Here is a 15,948-nt window from a genome sequence, read left to right on the forward strand (position 1 = left end):
CCCGCGTGGAAGGGGGGCTTTAGATTGTTTTTCTTGTTCCCTTATTAAGGGGGGGTTAGGGGGGGATCAACACTTTCTTTCACCAACATATCTAACTCATACTGCATTTTACTAACAACCATCTTATAACAGTCATTAACATAAACCTTATCTAACGCTGCTTCTGCACCATACTTTTCAAACACAATTGGCGGACATACTCTAGTATGAATTTGTACAGGTAATGGAATATTGGGTAAAGGTCCAATACTTAATCCCCAGGGTAAACCTAAATATACTGGAAAAACTTCGGGGTCTACATTTAACAGCCAAGGTACTCCCATTTTGTGTATTTGCTGAACGAAGGGGTATATATCTGAAAGAACTATTAGTGTATCGTGGGCACCTGTAGAAATCACAGGAACAATAGGTACATTTTCACGCAGTGCTAATTTAATAAAAGCTTTTCTTCCCGCAAAGTATATTTGATGACGCTGTGAGTGTAATCTAAATAAGTCTTGGGGACCTCCAGGGTATACTAACAAACTGGCGCCACTACGCAGTGCAGCAGCAGCAATACGTGGACGCGCGATAATTGCCCCAACTTTCGCAGCTAATTGCCCAATTTCTGGACTGACTTGCCAAGCTTTGGGATGCATCAACCCGTAAACGGGACGCTCCACACCAAAGCGAACAAACCAGTCGTACATCATCATATGCATATCAGGCGCCGCAATTCCACCGTTGTGCGAGCCGACGAGTAAAACTTTATCTTGAGTAGGTATATGTTCCCAACCACTCGTTTGTACACGAAAGTAATAGCGGTACAGCAGCTCCCAAATTGGCATTAATAATTTAATGAAACTGGTGTCTCGTTCCTGTAGTGACCATCCCAATCGAGGTTGAGTATTTTGTTGCTGCTCCGACATTTAGGCTCCAAAAAGCAAAAGGGCATTTACTATATTTAAAGCCTCAAGATTAAATCCGGCAATCATCGATAGCTACTTTTTGTGCTTTAATCTACTTTTTAAGTATTTTACACAAAACTTTAAGACAACTTTACACGGAATCCATAGGTGCCAGTTGTAAGCTACACATTAATTACAATACAACTATAAGTGTATGCTCTGAATAGGTAAGCGAATGAGCGAGCAAATTTTGCAGCGCTATGTGATACAGAAGCAGCTAGGTAAAAAAGCAGGTAGAAAAACTGTACTCGCACAGGATATTCAAACCGGACAGATAGTGATTATCAAATTGCTGAGTTTTAGCAGTGATTTTATCTGGGAAGATTTGAAATTATTTGAACGGGAAGCTCTTACACTTAAATCACTCGCACATCCAGCAATTCCTAGTTATATTGACTACTTTGAGGTTGAAGAAAGTAATCGAAGTTGTGCGCTTGTACAAAGCTATATAGAAGGTAAATCGCTCGAACAATACATACAATCAGGGCGAGTATTTACTGAAAAAGAACTAAAAAATATAGCACAACAATTACTTGAAATACTTATATATTTAAACCAACAGCACCCACCCGTAATTCATCGCGACATTAAACCAAGCAATATTATTTTGGTGGAAAATTCATATTTAAATTTATTAGAAAACTCAAAGGGGTAAATAGGCAAAGTATATTTAGTAGATTTTGGTTCAGTACAAACACTAGCTTCCAAAGCTGGTAAAACAGTCACCGTTGTTGGTACATATGGCTATATGCCACCTGAACAATTTGGCGGTTACGCAACACCCGCATCAGACTTATATGGCTTGGGAGCAACATTAATAGCTTTAGCAACAGCAACTCAACCTGCTGACCTGCCACAAAAAGACATGCGTATCAAATTTGCTTCGCTTGTTAATTTTACACCTGCATTTGTTGATTGGCTTGAGTGGTTAACTGAACCAAGTGCTGAAGCTCGTCTCAAAACTCCGATGGTAGCATTAGAAGCTTTATTAAAAGAGCGAACACGAAACGATGAGTATCAGTATTTAGCGAATAATACAGCAAATAGCCCTGCGCTGGTAAAACCTGTAAATTCAATAGAATTATTTTGGGATGTAATGTGGCGTAGTATCGGTATCGGCGGAGGGATGGTGACATTTAGTGCCTTGTTATACAGCACAGTCGTCTATCCTGTAGTTGGAACTACTATCGGAGGGTATTATGGTGCTTTGATTGGTTTTTCTTTAGCCTTTGCAAATGGAATTGTAATCTGGTTAATTACAAGATTCTTTTTCTTTCCACTCAAAAATGTCTACTTGTATCGGCGTGTAATCAGCATGACTAGTATGACATTAAGTATTGCAATAGCATTAATATATTTCAATAATATACCGTCAGTCATTTCTCCACCGTATGGAAAGTTTGTATTTTATGTGATTGCACCATCACTAATTACTGGATTATCTATGCTTTTAGCGAGTAAGTCAATTATTAGGTGGTATGAAGACCAGCACATAAAAATTAAAAGTGAGCAGTCTTTGTAGGGTGCGTAACGCTATAACAATATTTCAACGAAGCAATAATTTTGTAGCGTTACGCACCATAACTACAATCAATACACGAAGCAATAATTTTGTAGCGTTACGCACCATAACTACAATCAATACACAAAGCAATAATTTTGTAGCGTTACGCACCCCACATACATAATTCTATTCAAAAATTAAATAGGAGTCTTATATGAATCAAGAAATACTAAACAACCGTTATCAAATCCAAAGTCAATTAGGACAAACAAATAAACGCGCGCTACTAGCTTTAGATTTACAAAAACAGCAACAAGTTGTTATCAAACTTCTATATTTAGGTAAAGATTTTGATTGGCAAGAGTTAAAATTATTTGAACGTGAAGCCGAAACTTTAAAAAATCTTAATCATCCTGCTATTCCGCAATATATAGATTATTTCGAGTTTGATACATCTAATGATAAAGGGTTTGGGTTAGTCCAAAGTTATGTTGCGGCAAAATCGTTAGAAGAACATGTCTCTTCAGGGAGAAGATTTAATACTCAAGAAATTAAAGAACTCGCAAGTGCTATTCTAGAAATCTTAGAATATGTCCACTCTCAACAACCACCGATAATTCATCGCGACATCAAACCTAGTAATATTTTACTTACCAACCGTTCTGGTAATAGCGTTGGTCAAGTTTATTTAGTTGACTTTGGTTCAGTGCAAAACATTGCAGCGCAGGAAGGTGGCACAATTACTGTAGTGGGAACTTATGGATATATGCCACCTGAACAATTTGGTGGTAGAACTAAACCAGCTTCTGATATATATAGTTTAGGCGCCACTTTGATTTATCTGGTGACTGGAATGCACCCAACCGAACTACCTCAGCAAAACTTACAAATTCAATTTCGTGAATTTGCTGATATAATTCCCAAGTTAGCTGATTGGTTAGAGTGGATGACTGAACCAAGTTTAGAAAAGAGATTTACATCCGCGCGTGTAACTAAAGAAGCTATCGATAACCCTCTACCCAGAACAAACGCACTTCAAACACAGCAATTATTAGAGAAACCGTCTAGTACAAAAGTTGGGTTGACAAAAACAGAAGACAAGCTGAAAATTGTCTTGCCACCCAAAGGGTTTGGAATAGTTTTAATAAGTTTAATTTCCTTAGCTACACCGTTTGCGTTAGGATTTAATTTGTTTCAAAATGACACATACAATGTATATCCTACAAGTGCAGTAGTAATTATTTTAGCTATTAAATATCTGGCTATCGGATTTCTGTTACTATTAATGCTATGGGGACTTTTTAAGACTACAAGTATTTCAATCAAGTCAAAATCTATTATTCTAACTCATAAGTTATTCTGGTTTAAATGGCAGCGTGTATATAAAGTTGATACAAGTAAGATATCTCATGTCAAATTTGCGTCAAGTCAAACGAATACCAAAATAAACCCACAACTTTTGTTAATAGCGTCTGGTGTAACGCTATTTAACTTTGATAAATATAGTAATTTGACCAATGCTGAACGCAGATGGTTAGCACAAGAGATTGAAATTTGGCTCAATAAATAGTGCTGAGTTAAAAGTGCTGAGTGCTGAGTTTTAATTACTCATTACTCAGCACTCAGCACTCAGCACTCAGCACTTAGCACTCAGCACTCAGCACTTAGCACTCAGCACTCAGCACTTAGCACTCTTTACTCACTATTCCTGACCATTGGATTTTTTTCTGTTTTTCGCGACGATATGAAAAGAAATATTCGGGGGTTTGAAATGTACAATAAGGAGCAATGGCTATTTGTTCTGTAGTAATTCCCATATTTTCCATTTGCAGTACGTTAACTCGTCGTACATCTAAACGGACTTTACCTGGTTCTGGGTCATTTAGTATTGGTGAGTTATTTTGTTCTAATAAAGTTTCTACAATATAATTTTCATCACCTGATAATATTGTGGCGCCTACTTCAGCAGCAGTTTGTGTTGAAACTTGATAGACTTCACCTGCTATTGCAGGACCAAGGGCAATACGCAAATCTTCTAACTTACTACCTTGGGAAACCAGGCGCCCGATTGCCACTGGTATAATTTTTTGTGCTGTTCCACGCCAACCTGCGTGTACTGCTGCTACGGTGCCTGTTTTAATATCAGCTATTAGGGCAGGAGTACAGTCTGCACTTGCTACCCACACTGCCTGAGAAGGCTTGTCACTAGCTATACCATCACCATGTACGAGTGCTGTATCGGCATCTGTATCTACATCTTCGCCACCTGTTGCAAGTTTATTATCTATTTCTTGCGGGGTTAAGACAATATTACCATGTACCTGCTTGAGTCGATATGCTGAAGCGTCACTTTGTAGTACGTTTGTTAGTTCTGATGGGGGTTTTCCTACAAACTGTTGGGTAAAAAAGCCGTGTGCAAATGCTTCTAACAAACTACAAGTTAAGTAAGGGAGTTCTTGCCAAGTACGCCAGTGCCATTCATGCATCGTTAACTGCATTGTCTATTTACCCCAAAAAATTTAAGTAAAAATGCGCTTATCAAGTTTACCTTGATAGTCCCAAATTTTACACTCTCCCAATAGGTAAGTTCTTACTTACATGATTAAAAATTTTGGGTTTTGGAAAGCTGCATAAAGTAATTTTATTGAATCATATATAGTTACAAGACACACATTTTAAGCACTAAAGTGCTTAGTACATGTTTAAGAAAATGAGAAAAATCTTAATTTTGTCTGCGAATCCTAATGATACGACCAAGTTACATCTTGATCAAGAGGTGCGCTCAATTCAAGCCGCGTTGGAAAGAGCTAAAAATAGAGAACAATTCCAAATTGTGACTCAGCTAGCTGTGCAAGTTGATGATTTACGTCGCGCGCTGCTAGATTATCAACCAAGTATTGTTCATGTTTGTGGACATGGTTCAAGAAGTACTGGTTTGGTTTTGGAAAACGCAAGCGGAGATATGCAGTTTGTTAGTACCGAAGCACTATCAGGATTATTAATGATAGTTCAGTAAAGATTGTTATAGCAATGCGTTCGGATTTTTTAGAGCAACTTAGTTCTCATCCACATTTTGCTGAAATAATCAATCAACAACAAAATATTCATTTGGTTACAGATATGTATCCAGATAAGTTGCGACAAGCTATAGAACAACCAGCAGCAAAACACGGAGTAATATTTGAAGAGGGGTTAGTTGAGCAAATGATTGAAGACATTAAGGGGCAAAGCGGTTATTTACCTTTATTACAGTATATATTAAATTTGCTTTGGGAAAAAGAATGTGTAGCTAGTTCAGACGGACACACTTACATTGAAGACCGAGTTTTAAATGGTTCTTCAGTAGTTGGTAGTGGTCTGTGTCAAAAGTTTTGGTAGTATATAAAAGAACCCGTAGGTTAGGCATCTTGCCTGACCGAAGCACAGGCGAGACGCCTATGCTACAAACTCCCCAAATTTAATAACACAGACCAGTAGTGCAGGAAAATAACCCTCACCTTATACGTGGGGGTAGTAGGGGATCGATGTTAACAAATTTTTATGCTAATTTAGCAAGCGTCCTAATTGTATTAACTGCTGTGGAACTCGACAAGCAAAAAATCGAAGCAGCTTTAAGCGCGCGTCAAAACCATTATTTACCCTTTTCGCTACATCTTTACGATACCGTCACTTCAACAAACCAAGTTCTCTGGGAATTGATACAAAAAGGCGCATTAGAACCCACTGTAGTCATTGCTACACAACAAACCGCAGGACGCGGACAATGGGGGCGCCAGTGGGTTTCATCTCAAGGTGGATTATATTTATCAGTGGCAGTCAAAGTGAATTTAGAAGCGCGCGATAGTTATCAGCTAACATTTGCTACAGCATGGGGAATTACGAGACAATTACGAAACAGTAACATCCCTGTCGAAATTAAATGGCCTAACGATTTAGTCTTGAATAAATTAAAACTGGGTGGTATCTTGACGGAAACCAAAATCAGCCACGGCAAAATTAGCCAAGCTGTAATTGGTGTTGGTATCAACTGGTCAAACCCAGTTCCCACAACGGGCATCAATCTGGAATCATGGCAACAGCAAAACATTAACCAAATACTTAATATAGAAATGCTCGCCACAAACGTTCTGCTTGGTATAGAATCCGGTATTGAATGTCTAATTAAAGATGGAGTAGATGTACTCTTGCCTAAATACACCAGCTTATTGACAAATATTGGAGAAGCAGTTTATCTGGAAAATGTTTCAGGTACTGTGGTCGGCGTTACTTCCACGGGGTCTCTCCATGTTCGCATGGAAACTTTTGATTCCAAATCGGTAGATACACCAGATTTGTTCCTGACTCCAGGTACAATCAGTTTGGGCTATGGCAAATCTTCTTAATAAATTTTAAATTAACTTTTCTTCACACTGAGGAACTAGGTTTCCAGCTTATTACAACGCACACCACACGAATTCCACCCGTCGCCTCTATAACCACCCTTTGTTCACCTTCTAGACACATGACGCAACGCAAAAACGTCCGTTCCAAAAACCGCTGGCATCGCTCAATAGGCGCCCAAAGCCTTTGTTGGCTCAGTAGCTTAAGTTTAATGAGCAGTGGCTTGGTGCTTGCTCAGACAGAATCAGCTATTGACAATATTGTTCCCACGGAAAATACGCAAAGTAACAGAGAGTCGGCGCCCAAAGTTACAATTGAGCGTAACGTTTCCCCCTCAAGAGAATCCTCTACACAAAATGAGTTTTCATCGCGTCGCAACCGACTACGTGAACGGTTGAGAAGAAATGTCGCTCAACAAAACTCAGAACGGGCGCCACGAATACGTACTTCCACTCAAACATCAGAAGCGATACAGCGTCTACGTCAAGCGAGGAAAAAAACCCAAAACGAGCCAGAAACAGAAGTTTCTGTAGTTAGAAAGTTAAGACCCCTTGCTGAGTCGCAAAGGAAAAAGGCACCGACGGTACGTATAACTAAACCTGTTGAAACAGCAAGCGAAAATAACACACCGAGTAAGTTGCCTGAAGTGTCACGAAGTACTAAACCAGTTAATACTGCTGATACAGATAAGCCGAAAGATTATAACAACGCTTATATTGACCCCACAGACTATAGTACAGGAAACACAGCTAAATACGAATCGCCTGACACAGTAGTTTTAACCGAGCGTTCCAGCGGTTGCAGTTCTGTTTTAGGAAGTAGCGGAGTGCGTGGTGGTTGTGTCAAGGCGCCTGTTACTGCTTCGCTAAGAAGAGGTGTAACTGCATCTAACGGTGACAATGAGAATACCGAGCGCGCGAGTAAACCAAGCTGGATTAGAAAAAGTCAAAATATTAACGTTGCCAATGCAGTTAATGTTCGGCGTAACGTCAATAATAGTACAAATAGCAGTACTAATAATGGTTCAACTGACAGCCCAAAAAGTGAAAATCAAGCTAGTTGGCGTAGTACCAGAATTGCGACAACTAATCGCAGCGTTAATAATGTAAACAATGTAAATAATATAAATGCAGTTGATGTAACTCGCAGTGTACCCCGCACGCAATTATCTGCACCTTCTATTGCGTTATCATCGAACAAAAATACATACCACCCAAATAGATTTATTCCTTCTCCAAGTAACTTCGCTCTCCCTGGAACATCAATTGGTGTTGTTCCGCCTAGTGGAGGCGCCCTACCATTACCTGTAAATGCAGCCAATGTGGCGCCGCGCGAGAGTAAAGTCGCGTATAACATTCCATTGGAATCGACTTTACCCCGCGTTGCTTATTCAGGAGGAGGAATAGCTTACAATCCAAATGCGTTAATATTTCCTCTATCAATACCCGCGTCAATTACTTCAATATTTGGTTGGAGAACGCACCCAATAACAGGGGAAACGAGATTCCACTCTGGAACAGACTTAGGTGCTGCAATGGGTACACCAGTTATTGCCGCTTTTACAGGTCAAGTTGAAGTTGCTGACTTTGTAGGTGGTTATGGTTTGACCGCAGTTCTCAACCACAACGGCGCCGTACAAACGCTTTACGGTCACATGTCACAACTTTTCGTCCAACCAGGTCAATGGGTACAACAGGGTACAGTTATTGGTTTAGTTGGCAGTACAGGAACTTCAACTGGTCCACACCTACACTTTGAAGTACGCCAGCTTACACCCGAAGGCTGGGTAGCAGTAGACCCAGGTGTACATCTACAGTACGCGATGTCACAGTTAATGCAGTCCCTACAAACCGCACAAGTACCTCAAAATCAGCAGTAAAAAGTGCTGAGTGCTGAGTGCTGAGTGCTGAGTGCTGAGTTGAAACTCCTAACTCCTAACTTTACTCAGCACTCAGCACTTTCCACTCAGCACTCTTATAAATATCCATTTTCCATCAGGAACGCTGACGTAATGCTCATATCGTCGGCGTTTTCTATTTGATATTGGGAGTTTCTGCCGTCCATTAAGAACTTTTCAACGTATTTGCCAAGAATATCACCTTCGAGATTCACTAAACTACCCGGCGCCAACTGGCTTAGATTAGTATCTTTATAGGTAAGCGGAATCACAGCGACCTGAAATTGCATCGCTTCAGCGTTATACTCAGCTACAGTTAGACTAATCCCATTTATGGCAATGCTTCCTTTAGGGACTATGTACTTAGCGATCGAACTCGGCACCTTAAAAGTCATTTCCCAGGAAGTAGCAGTTTGTCGGGACTCTAACAACTGCCCTATACCATCTACGTGTCCCATGACGAAGTGACCACCAATTTTACTACCAACTTTTAGGGAAGCTTCAAGGTTAACGTATCGCGTTTGCGTTGACACAGAACCCAGAGTTGTTCTTCGTAACGTCTCAGGTGAAGCAGTTGCCACAAATCCATCATTTGATATTTTCTCGACTGTCAAACAGACCCCATCAACTGCTACACTATCGCCATATGCTAAATCTTGTAAAATAACATCTAACGAATGGCTGATAAATGAAATCTTCCAAAAATTCCCCCCTAGGGGCATAATCGTTCCTAATGCTTGAATTAATCCTGTAAACACTGCTTTTTCCAACCTTGCTTGATTTACTATGCATTTTGACTGTTATAAACTAGTAAATATGGCGTTGCGCCCAATTGTTTAAGTATAATTTCTGACGCGATTTTGTATAGGGTTATCAACACATAAATAGATAATTCAAGGCATACTTGGGTAAGTAGATTATTTTTAAACTAAACTAACTAGACTTACTCTGGTATTTACATCAAATAGGGAGTTTAATAGAAGCAATTATAGCGAGTAAAGGCTTATGTTTACGTCCATCTTGATCATTCCTTTAAATAGGTATGATTTGTTACAGACTTCTAAAAGCGCTAAAAGGATTGTAGAGGCTTGACAAATGATTGAAATGAAAGTCGCAGGTATAGCATTAGATGCCATCACCCGCAGCCCGATTGTACTTCTCAAGGATAGTACAGACCGTCGTGCTTTGCCCATTTATATCGGTCAAGACCAAGCACGAGCAATCATGGGACCGCTGGAGAATCAAAAGCCTCCAAGACCCCTAACGCACGATTTAATAGTTAATATTATTGAAGCGTTGAATATGAGCTTAGAAAAGGTTATCATTCATTCGCTGCAAAAAGACACTTTTTATGCGTCTTTAATCTTGCAACAAGGGGAAAATCGCAAGGAAATTGACGCGCGTCCGAGTGATGCAATTGCGGTGGCTCTCCGTACAAATGCCCCCATTTGGGTCATGGAGGAGGTAGTGGCTGATGCATCAATACCCGTAGACCGCGATGCCGACGAAGCCGAACAGCAAGCTTTCCGCGATTTCGTCTCTAACCTCCGACCTGAAGATTTAATTAAACGCTTCGGAAGTAATAGTTAAGAGTGCTGAGTGCTGAGTGCTGAGTCCTGAGTCCTGAGTAGAGAGTAAACTTGTAATTCATAACTCATAACTCGTAACTCATAACTTACAAAAATGCAATACCGACGCTTTGGAAAGACTAATCTCTATCTGTCTGTTTTTTCTTTAGGGACTATGCGCTACTTAAGCTCATCAGAGGTCGCGCAGCAGACTATCAGAAGAGCGGTGGAGTTGGGAATAAATCATATTGAAACAGCCAGGGGTTACGGTAGTAGTGAGGAGTTTCTCGGTGGTGCTATTGCTGCTGGGTCAGTGTCTCGCGACCAGGTTTATGTCACCACCAAAATCCCACCCACGGATAATGCACTTTCGATGCGTCGGTACATCAACGAATCATTGAAACGCCTAAATGTTGATTATGTAGACTGTTTGGGAATTCACGGTTTAAATACTTGGGAACACCTCGACTGGGTAAAAGCTACTGACGGTTGTATGCGCGCGGTACAGGAAGCACAAGCTGATGGTAAAGTTCGACATGTTGGTTTTTCTACCCACGCTTCACTCGAATTAATTCTTGCTGCTATCGATACAGATTTATTTGAATTTGTCAATCTGCATTATTACTATTTTTTTCAGCGTCACGCAGCAGCTATCGAACGCGCGTTTTCAAAAGACATGGGCGTGTTTATTATCTCACCTGCTGACAAAGGTGGGAAATTATATACGGCGCCGCAAAAACTCCAAGATATTTGTCATCCTTTTACACCCTTAGAATTAAACTACCGCTTTTTACTCAGTGACTCTCGAATTACAACATTAAGTGTAGGCCCTGCAACCCCAGACGAATTAATCGAACCGTTGCGTATTGCTGATAGTGTGGGTACACTTACGCAAGAAGAGACACTCGCTTTGCAGCGTTTGGAAAATCAACTTTCTTCAAGTTTAGGCGCCGACAAATGTAGTCAATGCTATGCTTGTTTACCATGTCCAGAAAATATTCACATTCCTGAAGTATTGCGGTTAAGGAATTTAGCCGTGGCATATGATATGACAGATTACGGACAATATCGCTACGGTATGTTTGAAAATGCTGGTCACTGGTTTCCAGGTATGAAAGCAGACAAATGTACTGAATGTGGGGAATGTTTACCCAAGTGTCCAGAAAATTTAGATATTCCCACCCTGCTATACGATACTCACGAACAACTCAAAGGCAAAGCAGGCAGAAGACTTTGGGGCTAACGTAGCACGGGCATCTCGCCTGTGCAGTCATATATTTTTTTACCACGAATACACGTAGAGACGCGATTCAATCGCGTCTCTACAGGGAATTTTAAACCATCAGTTAATCATGTGCTGCCAATGGCTCTGCTTTTTTCATATAAGCAAACAAAAGTTCCAAAAGATGAGCTAGAGACACAGAACGGTGTTCCTCAGCAAACATTAAGGGCAGGAGTGCAACTAGTCGTAAAACGCCGGAGATAGCAAATAGCACTAACAAACCACCAGCACCAAGTCCTGTTGCAAGAAAGCTGCCAGCAGTAATTCCCGCTGCTCCAGTCAAGCCAGCAACGGCGCTCGAAAGCCCAAAATAAGAGGACTGATGCTGTAGCGGCACCACTCCCATAATGAGATTGTTAGTACATAAATCAATCGCTGCCCAGGTTGCACCATGAAGCACATGCAACAAAGGTAGTAATGCCCATACAGTCATGTCATTATTTCGAGTTGAGAGCCACAATAGAGGTGTGACTGCCACCAAAATTCCTACCAATAATAAGAGCGGACGGTTGCCAATTCGGTCGGCTAGTTTGCCCCAAAGTGGGAGCATCAGCATGTTAGCAGCCCCTGCTAAACCGTTATAAATTGTGACTACACTAATATCTATATGTAAGTTATTAAGCATATAGAGGTTAAAGAAGGGAGCGCTGACATTAACAGCAAAACACCATATAGCCAGGTAGAAGGCAAACTTCATAAAATTGCGATCTTTCAAAACGGTGGTATCTATTTTCTTCGGTTGCGATGAAGTATCGCCATCTGTCGCTTTTAATAACTGTGGGTTGACATCTTTCATCAAGAATTGGCTTGACAGACTGATAACACCAAGCACAATTCCTAATGTCAGTACGGCGCCGAAACCTTGAGCTGTTCCACCAGGCCAAGCTGATACAGTAAAACCTAACAATGGCACACAAACAAGACCTGAACCGCTTAAAAGACTGTTGCGAAAGCCGAAATACCTTCCTCGCAAGCGTTGTGGCACTAATATAGCTGTCCAGCCTGACCAAGGAGCGCGACCAAAAGCTTCAATGATATTAGTTATCCAGACAACTCCTAACGTCAACTGCACTACTTGACAGCCTGTAATTCGAGATGAACTAACTAACCAAATCAGTGGTAAAAGAGTCAGCCACATTAATCGCGACGAAGCAAAAATGATTAAAGTATACCAGCGGAAGCTAGTAAATCGCTCTAACAAGTATGCTCCCAACGGTTGAAGTAGGTTCACCAGTTGAGGAATAGAAGCAAGCAGACCAATTTGCACACAATCAGCACCTTGCTCTAACAAGAAATTAGTCAGCAAGGCGCCACCAATGATACTGTAAAAAACAGTAGCAAAAATGCTTTCGACAGTTAAGGCTTTGAGACTTGTGCGAATTTCCGACTTAGAAATTTTTAGAGGTAGCTTTGAAGTTACAGGAAGCACCGTCTCCATCAGTACCACATCTTGCGATATTTCGTGAATGGGAAGAGAAGTTACTTCTGTTAAAAAGTCGTCACCCTGTTTATCAAGCATATTAAAAAACACAACATTTTATATTGAGGAATCATTTGAGTGTAGGCACAAAGAAAGAAAGTTGACATAAAAAATCAACTTGTAAAAAAGCTCTTTAATCTGTCATGCTGAAAGGATTAAAGCATCTTACAAATCTTACAATCTTTAAAATTATTCCTGCGCTCAGAATGAAAATTTATATTTTCACAAATCTTGAACAAGCTATTTTAATAAACACTTTTTTACTTGTTTAGGCTTTCAATAAATAATAAAGAAAACATAAATCAAAAGAATCTTACTTAAGAGTTATAGTTTTATCAATTTAATTTGTATAATTTAACTCTTTTGGTAACTAGTACATTTGTAAAAATTATTGCACGTAGTTGTGTTCTCCAATACCACTGGCAGCTTTTTTGACATGGCGCCTACTAGAGTTCCATAACGTCACTTCAAACTGAGTAAGCCATAGTTTATCTTTTCCTCACCCTCATAATAAAGTAAGCGCTTCTCCTAAAACCAACTTCTACCTGAAGAATGAGTAGAAAGTTTGCTGCCCGGAGATATGTAAAGTATCTTTAACCACGGTTATGAAGAACAGAACACCGTTCAGGATTAGCTTGTATTTGTAACAAAAATCATAATGCTGCTGGCTCAAAAAATTTCACCTGGGTTTATGGATGCAATATTTGCAGCAATTGGCTTTAAAATGCAAAAAACTAATTCACCCAAACAGGAGGATGCTCCAGACAATCTTTATGAACCTATTTCAGGGTATAACCAGGTTGAAGGAGATTTTAGTAATAAAACACAGCCAAGCTTAACAACTTGGTTAAACACTGACCAAACACTCTAGCTACAGTAAAAATCGTGAAGAAGCTTCCGTTATCGGTTCTATCAGAGAAATCGTTAATGGTAGAGAAAAATGTGACTATGTGCTTGAGAAAATGACATCTCCCTCTGTCCATCTCGTTACCCTAACAATTACTCAAGGTGGCTACCATTTAGATCAGAATTTTAATCTTAATACAGCAAATGAAGATGTCGCTCACGATTTGCAAAATCCTTCCACTCCAATAACTGCAATTGGGTTCATAGTAGAAGCATTACGCCGACGACGCGAGTTAGGAATGGCGCCTTTTACAACACTTTCTTGCGATAACCTCTTCTAACTAGGTGGCTTAAAGTCGCAGCTAAAAGTCGTATTGAATGGTCATCCATAAGTAAAAAATGGAAAAATGCTTCCAAGGAACTGACATCTACTATATTTTGGCAGCAATACCTTGGGCTAAATAACTAATTGTAGGTTGGGTGGAGGAACGGAACCCAACATAAGTATTCGTCATTTGTTGGGATTTCCACCCTTTCATTAAGACCACTGACTTAGACAGATTTTGAAGATTCTATAAACAAAAAACTTACGTGATTATTTAGCCATATAATTTGAAAAAGTAAATTATACTTACGTAAGGTAAATCAGCGTGTCTACAAAGATAGGAGCAGGGGTTGACGTAAAAGCTATGAGTCATAAAATGTATGACTTAGTATCTGATTTATATCCTATATGCCGAAGTATTACAGGTGATGGTGTTCGGAAAACGCTTACGAACGTGCAGCAGCATATTCCACTTTCGATGCACGAAGTAAAAACTGGCACTCAAATATTCGACTGGACAGTTCCGAAAGAATGGAATATTCGAGACGCTTATATCAAAAATTCTCAAGGCGAAAAGATAATTGATTTTCAGAAGTTAAATTTACACGTACTCAATTACAGTATCCCCGTTTGCCAAAAAATTAAACTCGAAGAATTAAAGCAACAGATAATAACCATCCCTGATAAACCTGACTGGGTTCCGTATCGCACCTCATATTATAAAGAAACATGGGGCTTTTGCATGAGTCATAATCAAATGATGAAAATGCAAGACCCAGAATACGAAGTTTGTATTGACTCGACTTTAGAAGACGGCAGTTTAACCTACGGTGAATACTTCATTAAAGGTGAAACCGAAGAAGAAGTATTAATTTCCTGCCACACTTGTCACCCTTCCCTTGCCAACGATAATTTAGCAGGTATTGCTTTAACAGCGTTCTTAGCACAGCACCTTAGTCAATTAAAACTAAAATACTCCTACAGGTTTGTTTTTATTCCAGGCACTATTGGTTCGATAACTTGGCTCTCACAAAACGAGACAAATGTCAACAAAATAAAACATGGTTTAGTAGTAACCTGTATTGGCGACCCTGGCAAATCACATTACAAAAAAAGTCGTCGCGGTAATGCTGACATTGATAAAGCAGCTATTCACGTTTTACAGCGTTCAGGACAAGATTATGTAATTCAAGAATTTTCACCCTACGGATACGATGAACGTCAGTACTGCTCACCTGGCTTTAATTTACCTGTAGGTTGTTTTATGAGGTCGCCTCATGGTACTTATCCTGAATATCATACCTCAGCAGATAACTTAGATTTAGTCAAGCCTGAATATTTAGCTGATTCGCTAACTAAGTTTTTAGCTGTGCTTAATATCATTGAGAATAATAATAAGTATATTAACCAGAATCCTAAATGTGAACCGCAGTTAGGTAAACGGGGACTTTACGGCGCCATAGGTGGACAAACTGATACCAAAAAGCGCGAGTTAGCAATGTTGTGGGTTTTGAATATGTCAGATGGTGAGAATTCTTTGTTGGATATCGCAGAGAAATCTAGTTTAGAATTTGATTTAATCAAGGAAACTGCCGATACGTTAGAAGAATTTAACTTGCTTAAAGTTGTTTGATCCCCCCAACCCCCCCTTACTAAGCTACCGTGTACACACAACTTTTTGGCATCGGGAGCAGGGAAGCATTGGATGTTTTTGGAGGA

16 protein-coding genes are annotated in these 15,948 nt (G+C 39.9%); 12 read left to right on the plus strand and 4 right to left on the minus strand.

What is annotated here, in order from left to right; genetic code table 11:
• Nucleotides 1-44 precede the first annotated feature (44 nt).
• Nucleotides 45-908, minus strand: a complete 864-nt coding sequence (locus AC2JBO_RS33835) for a 1-acyl-sn-glycerol-3-phosphate acyltransferase (RefSeq protein ID WP_496958023.1) — start codon at nt 906-908, stop codon at nt 45-47.
• Between the two features lie 214 nt (nt 909-1,122).
• On the opposite strand from AC2JBO_RS33835, the gene AC2JBO_RS33840 reads away from it, so the two are divergent.
• From AC2JBO_RS33840 to AC2JBO_RS33850, 3 genes are all read left to right on the plus strand, one after another.
• Nucleotides 1,123-1,602, plus strand: coding sequence for a serine/threonine protein kinase (locus AC2JBO_RS33840; RefSeq protein WP_496958024.1), 480 nt, complete (start codon nt 1,123-1,125; stop codon nt 1,600-1,602).
• 93 nt (nt 1,603-1,695) lie between these two features.
• Nucleotides 1,696-2,469: a hypothetical protein gene (locus AC2JBO_RS33845; protein WP_496958025.1), complete on the plus strand. Its 774-nt coding sequence runs from the start codon at nt 1,696-1,698 to the stop codon at nt 2,467-2,469.
• Nucleotides 2,470-2,665: 196 nt separating this feature from the next.
• Nucleotides 2,666-4,021 (plus strand): serine/threonine protein kinase, encoded by a 1,356-nt coding sequence (locus AC2JBO_RS33850; protein ID WP_496958026.1) that lies wholly within the window; start codon nt 2,666-2,668, stop codon nt 4,019-4,021.
• 115 nt (nt 4,022-4,136) lie between these two features.
• Here AC2JBO_RS33850 and pgeF read toward each other — a convergent pair whose 3' ends face one another.
• Nucleotides 4,137-4,937: a peptidoglycan editing factor PgeF gene (gene pgeF / locus AC2JBO_RS33855; protein WP_496958037.1), complete on the minus strand. Its 801-nt coding sequence runs from the start codon at nt 4,935-4,937 to the stop codon at nt 4,137-4,139.
• A gap of 224 nt (nt 4,938-5,161) precedes the next feature.
• Here pgeF and AC2JBO_RS33860 point away from each other — a divergent pair, with 224 nt between their 5' ends.
• The 4 genes from AC2JBO_RS33860 (at nt 5,162) to AC2JBO_RS33875 (ending at nt 8,710) form a co-directional block, all read left to right on the plus strand.
• Nucleotides 5,162-5,467, plus strand: coding sequence for a hypothetical protein (locus AC2JBO_RS33860; protein WP_496958027.1), 306 nt, complete (start codon nt 5,162-5,164; stop codon nt 5,465-5,467).
• 14 nt (nt 5,468-5,481) lie between these two features.
• Nucleotides 5,482-5,829 carry an nSTAND1 domain-containing NTPase gene (locus AC2JBO_RS33865; RefSeq protein ID WP_496958028.1) on the plus strand — a complete coding sequence of 116 codons (348 nt, stop codon included), beginning with the start codon at nt 5,482-5,484 and terminating at the stop codon, nt 5,827-5,829.
• Between the two features lie 146 nt (nt 5,830-5,975).
• Complete coding sequence (locus AC2JBO_RS33870; protein WP_496958029.1) at nt 5,976-6,833, plus strand: biotin--[acetyl-CoA-carboxylase] ligase; 858 nt, start codon at nt 5,976-5,978, stop codon at nt 6,831-6,833.
• A gap of 119 nt (nt 6,834-6,952) precedes the next feature.
• Nucleotides 6,953-8,710 (plus strand): M23 family metallopeptidase, encoded by a 1,758-nt coding sequence (locus AC2JBO_RS33875; protein ID WP_496958030.1) that lies wholly within the window; start codon nt 6,953-6,955, stop codon nt 8,708-8,710.
• 95 nt (nt 8,711-8,805) lie between these two features.
• Here the strand turns inward: AC2JBO_RS33875 and AC2JBO_RS33880 are convergent, their stop codons facing one another.
• Complete coding sequence (locus AC2JBO_RS33880) at nt 8,806-9,486, minus strand: riboflavin synthase (protein WP_496958031.1); 681 nt, start codon at nt 9,484-9,486, stop codon at nt 8,806-8,808.
• A 337-nt stretch (nt 9,487-9,823) separates the two neighbouring features.
• On the opposite strand from AC2JBO_RS33880, the gene AC2JBO_RS33885 reads away from it, so the two are divergent.
• Together AC2JBO_RS33885 and AC2JBO_RS33890 are read left to right on the plus strand one after the other, a co-directional pair.
• Nucleotides 9,824-10,318 (plus strand): bifunctional nuclease family protein, encoded by a 495-nt coding sequence (locus AC2JBO_RS33885; protein WP_496958032.1) that lies wholly within the window; start codon nt 9,824-9,826, stop codon nt 10,316-10,318.
• A gap of 93 nt (nt 10,319-10,411) precedes the next feature.
• The gene (locus AC2JBO_RS33890) at nt 10,412-11,539 is read left to right on the plus strand and encodes an aldo/keto reductase (protein WP_496958033.1); all 1,128 of its coding nucleotides are present in this window, start codon (nt 10,412-10,414) and stop codon (nt 11,537-11,539) included.
• A 103-nt stretch (nt 11,540-11,642) separates the two neighbouring features.
• Here AC2JBO_RS33890 and AC2JBO_RS33895 read toward each other — a convergent pair whose 3' ends face one another.
• The gene (locus tag AC2JBO_RS33895; protein WP_496958034.1) at nt 11,643-13,097 is read right to left on the minus strand and encodes an MFS transporter; all 1,455 of its coding nucleotides are present in this window, start codon (nt 13,095-13,097) and stop codon (nt 11,643-11,645) included.
• A gap of 619 nt (nt 13,098-13,716) precedes the next feature.
• Between AC2JBO_RS33895 and AC2JBO_RS33900 the strand changes: the two genes are divergently transcribed.
• From AC2JBO_RS33900 to AC2JBO_RS33910, 3 genes are all read left to right on the plus strand, one after another.
• On the plus strand, nt 13,717-13,929 hold the full coding sequence (locus AC2JBO_RS33900) for a hypothetical protein (RefSeq protein ID WP_496958035.1): 213 nt from the start codon (nt 13,717-13,719) through the stop codon (nt 13,927-13,929).
• The gene (locus AC2JBO_RS33905) at nt 13,913-14,245 is read left to right on the plus strand and encodes a mannitol dehydrogenase family protein (RefSeq protein ID WP_496958038.1); all 333 of its coding nucleotides are present in this window, start codon (nt 13,913-13,915) and stop codon (nt 14,243-14,245) included. Before AC2JBO_RS33900 ends, AC2JBO_RS33905 begins: the two co-directional genes overlap by 17 nt.
• A 309-nt stretch (nt 14,246-14,554) precedes the next feature.
• Complete coding sequence (locus AC2JBO_RS33910) at nt 14,555-15,862, plus strand: DUF4910 domain-containing protein (protein WP_496958036.1); 1,308 nt, start codon at nt 14,555-14,557, stop codon at nt 15,860-15,862.
• The last annotated feature ends 86 nt before the right edge of the window (nt 15,863-15,948 follow it).

Source organism: Calothrix sp. CBUCES-K 9914, assembly GCF_059640475.1.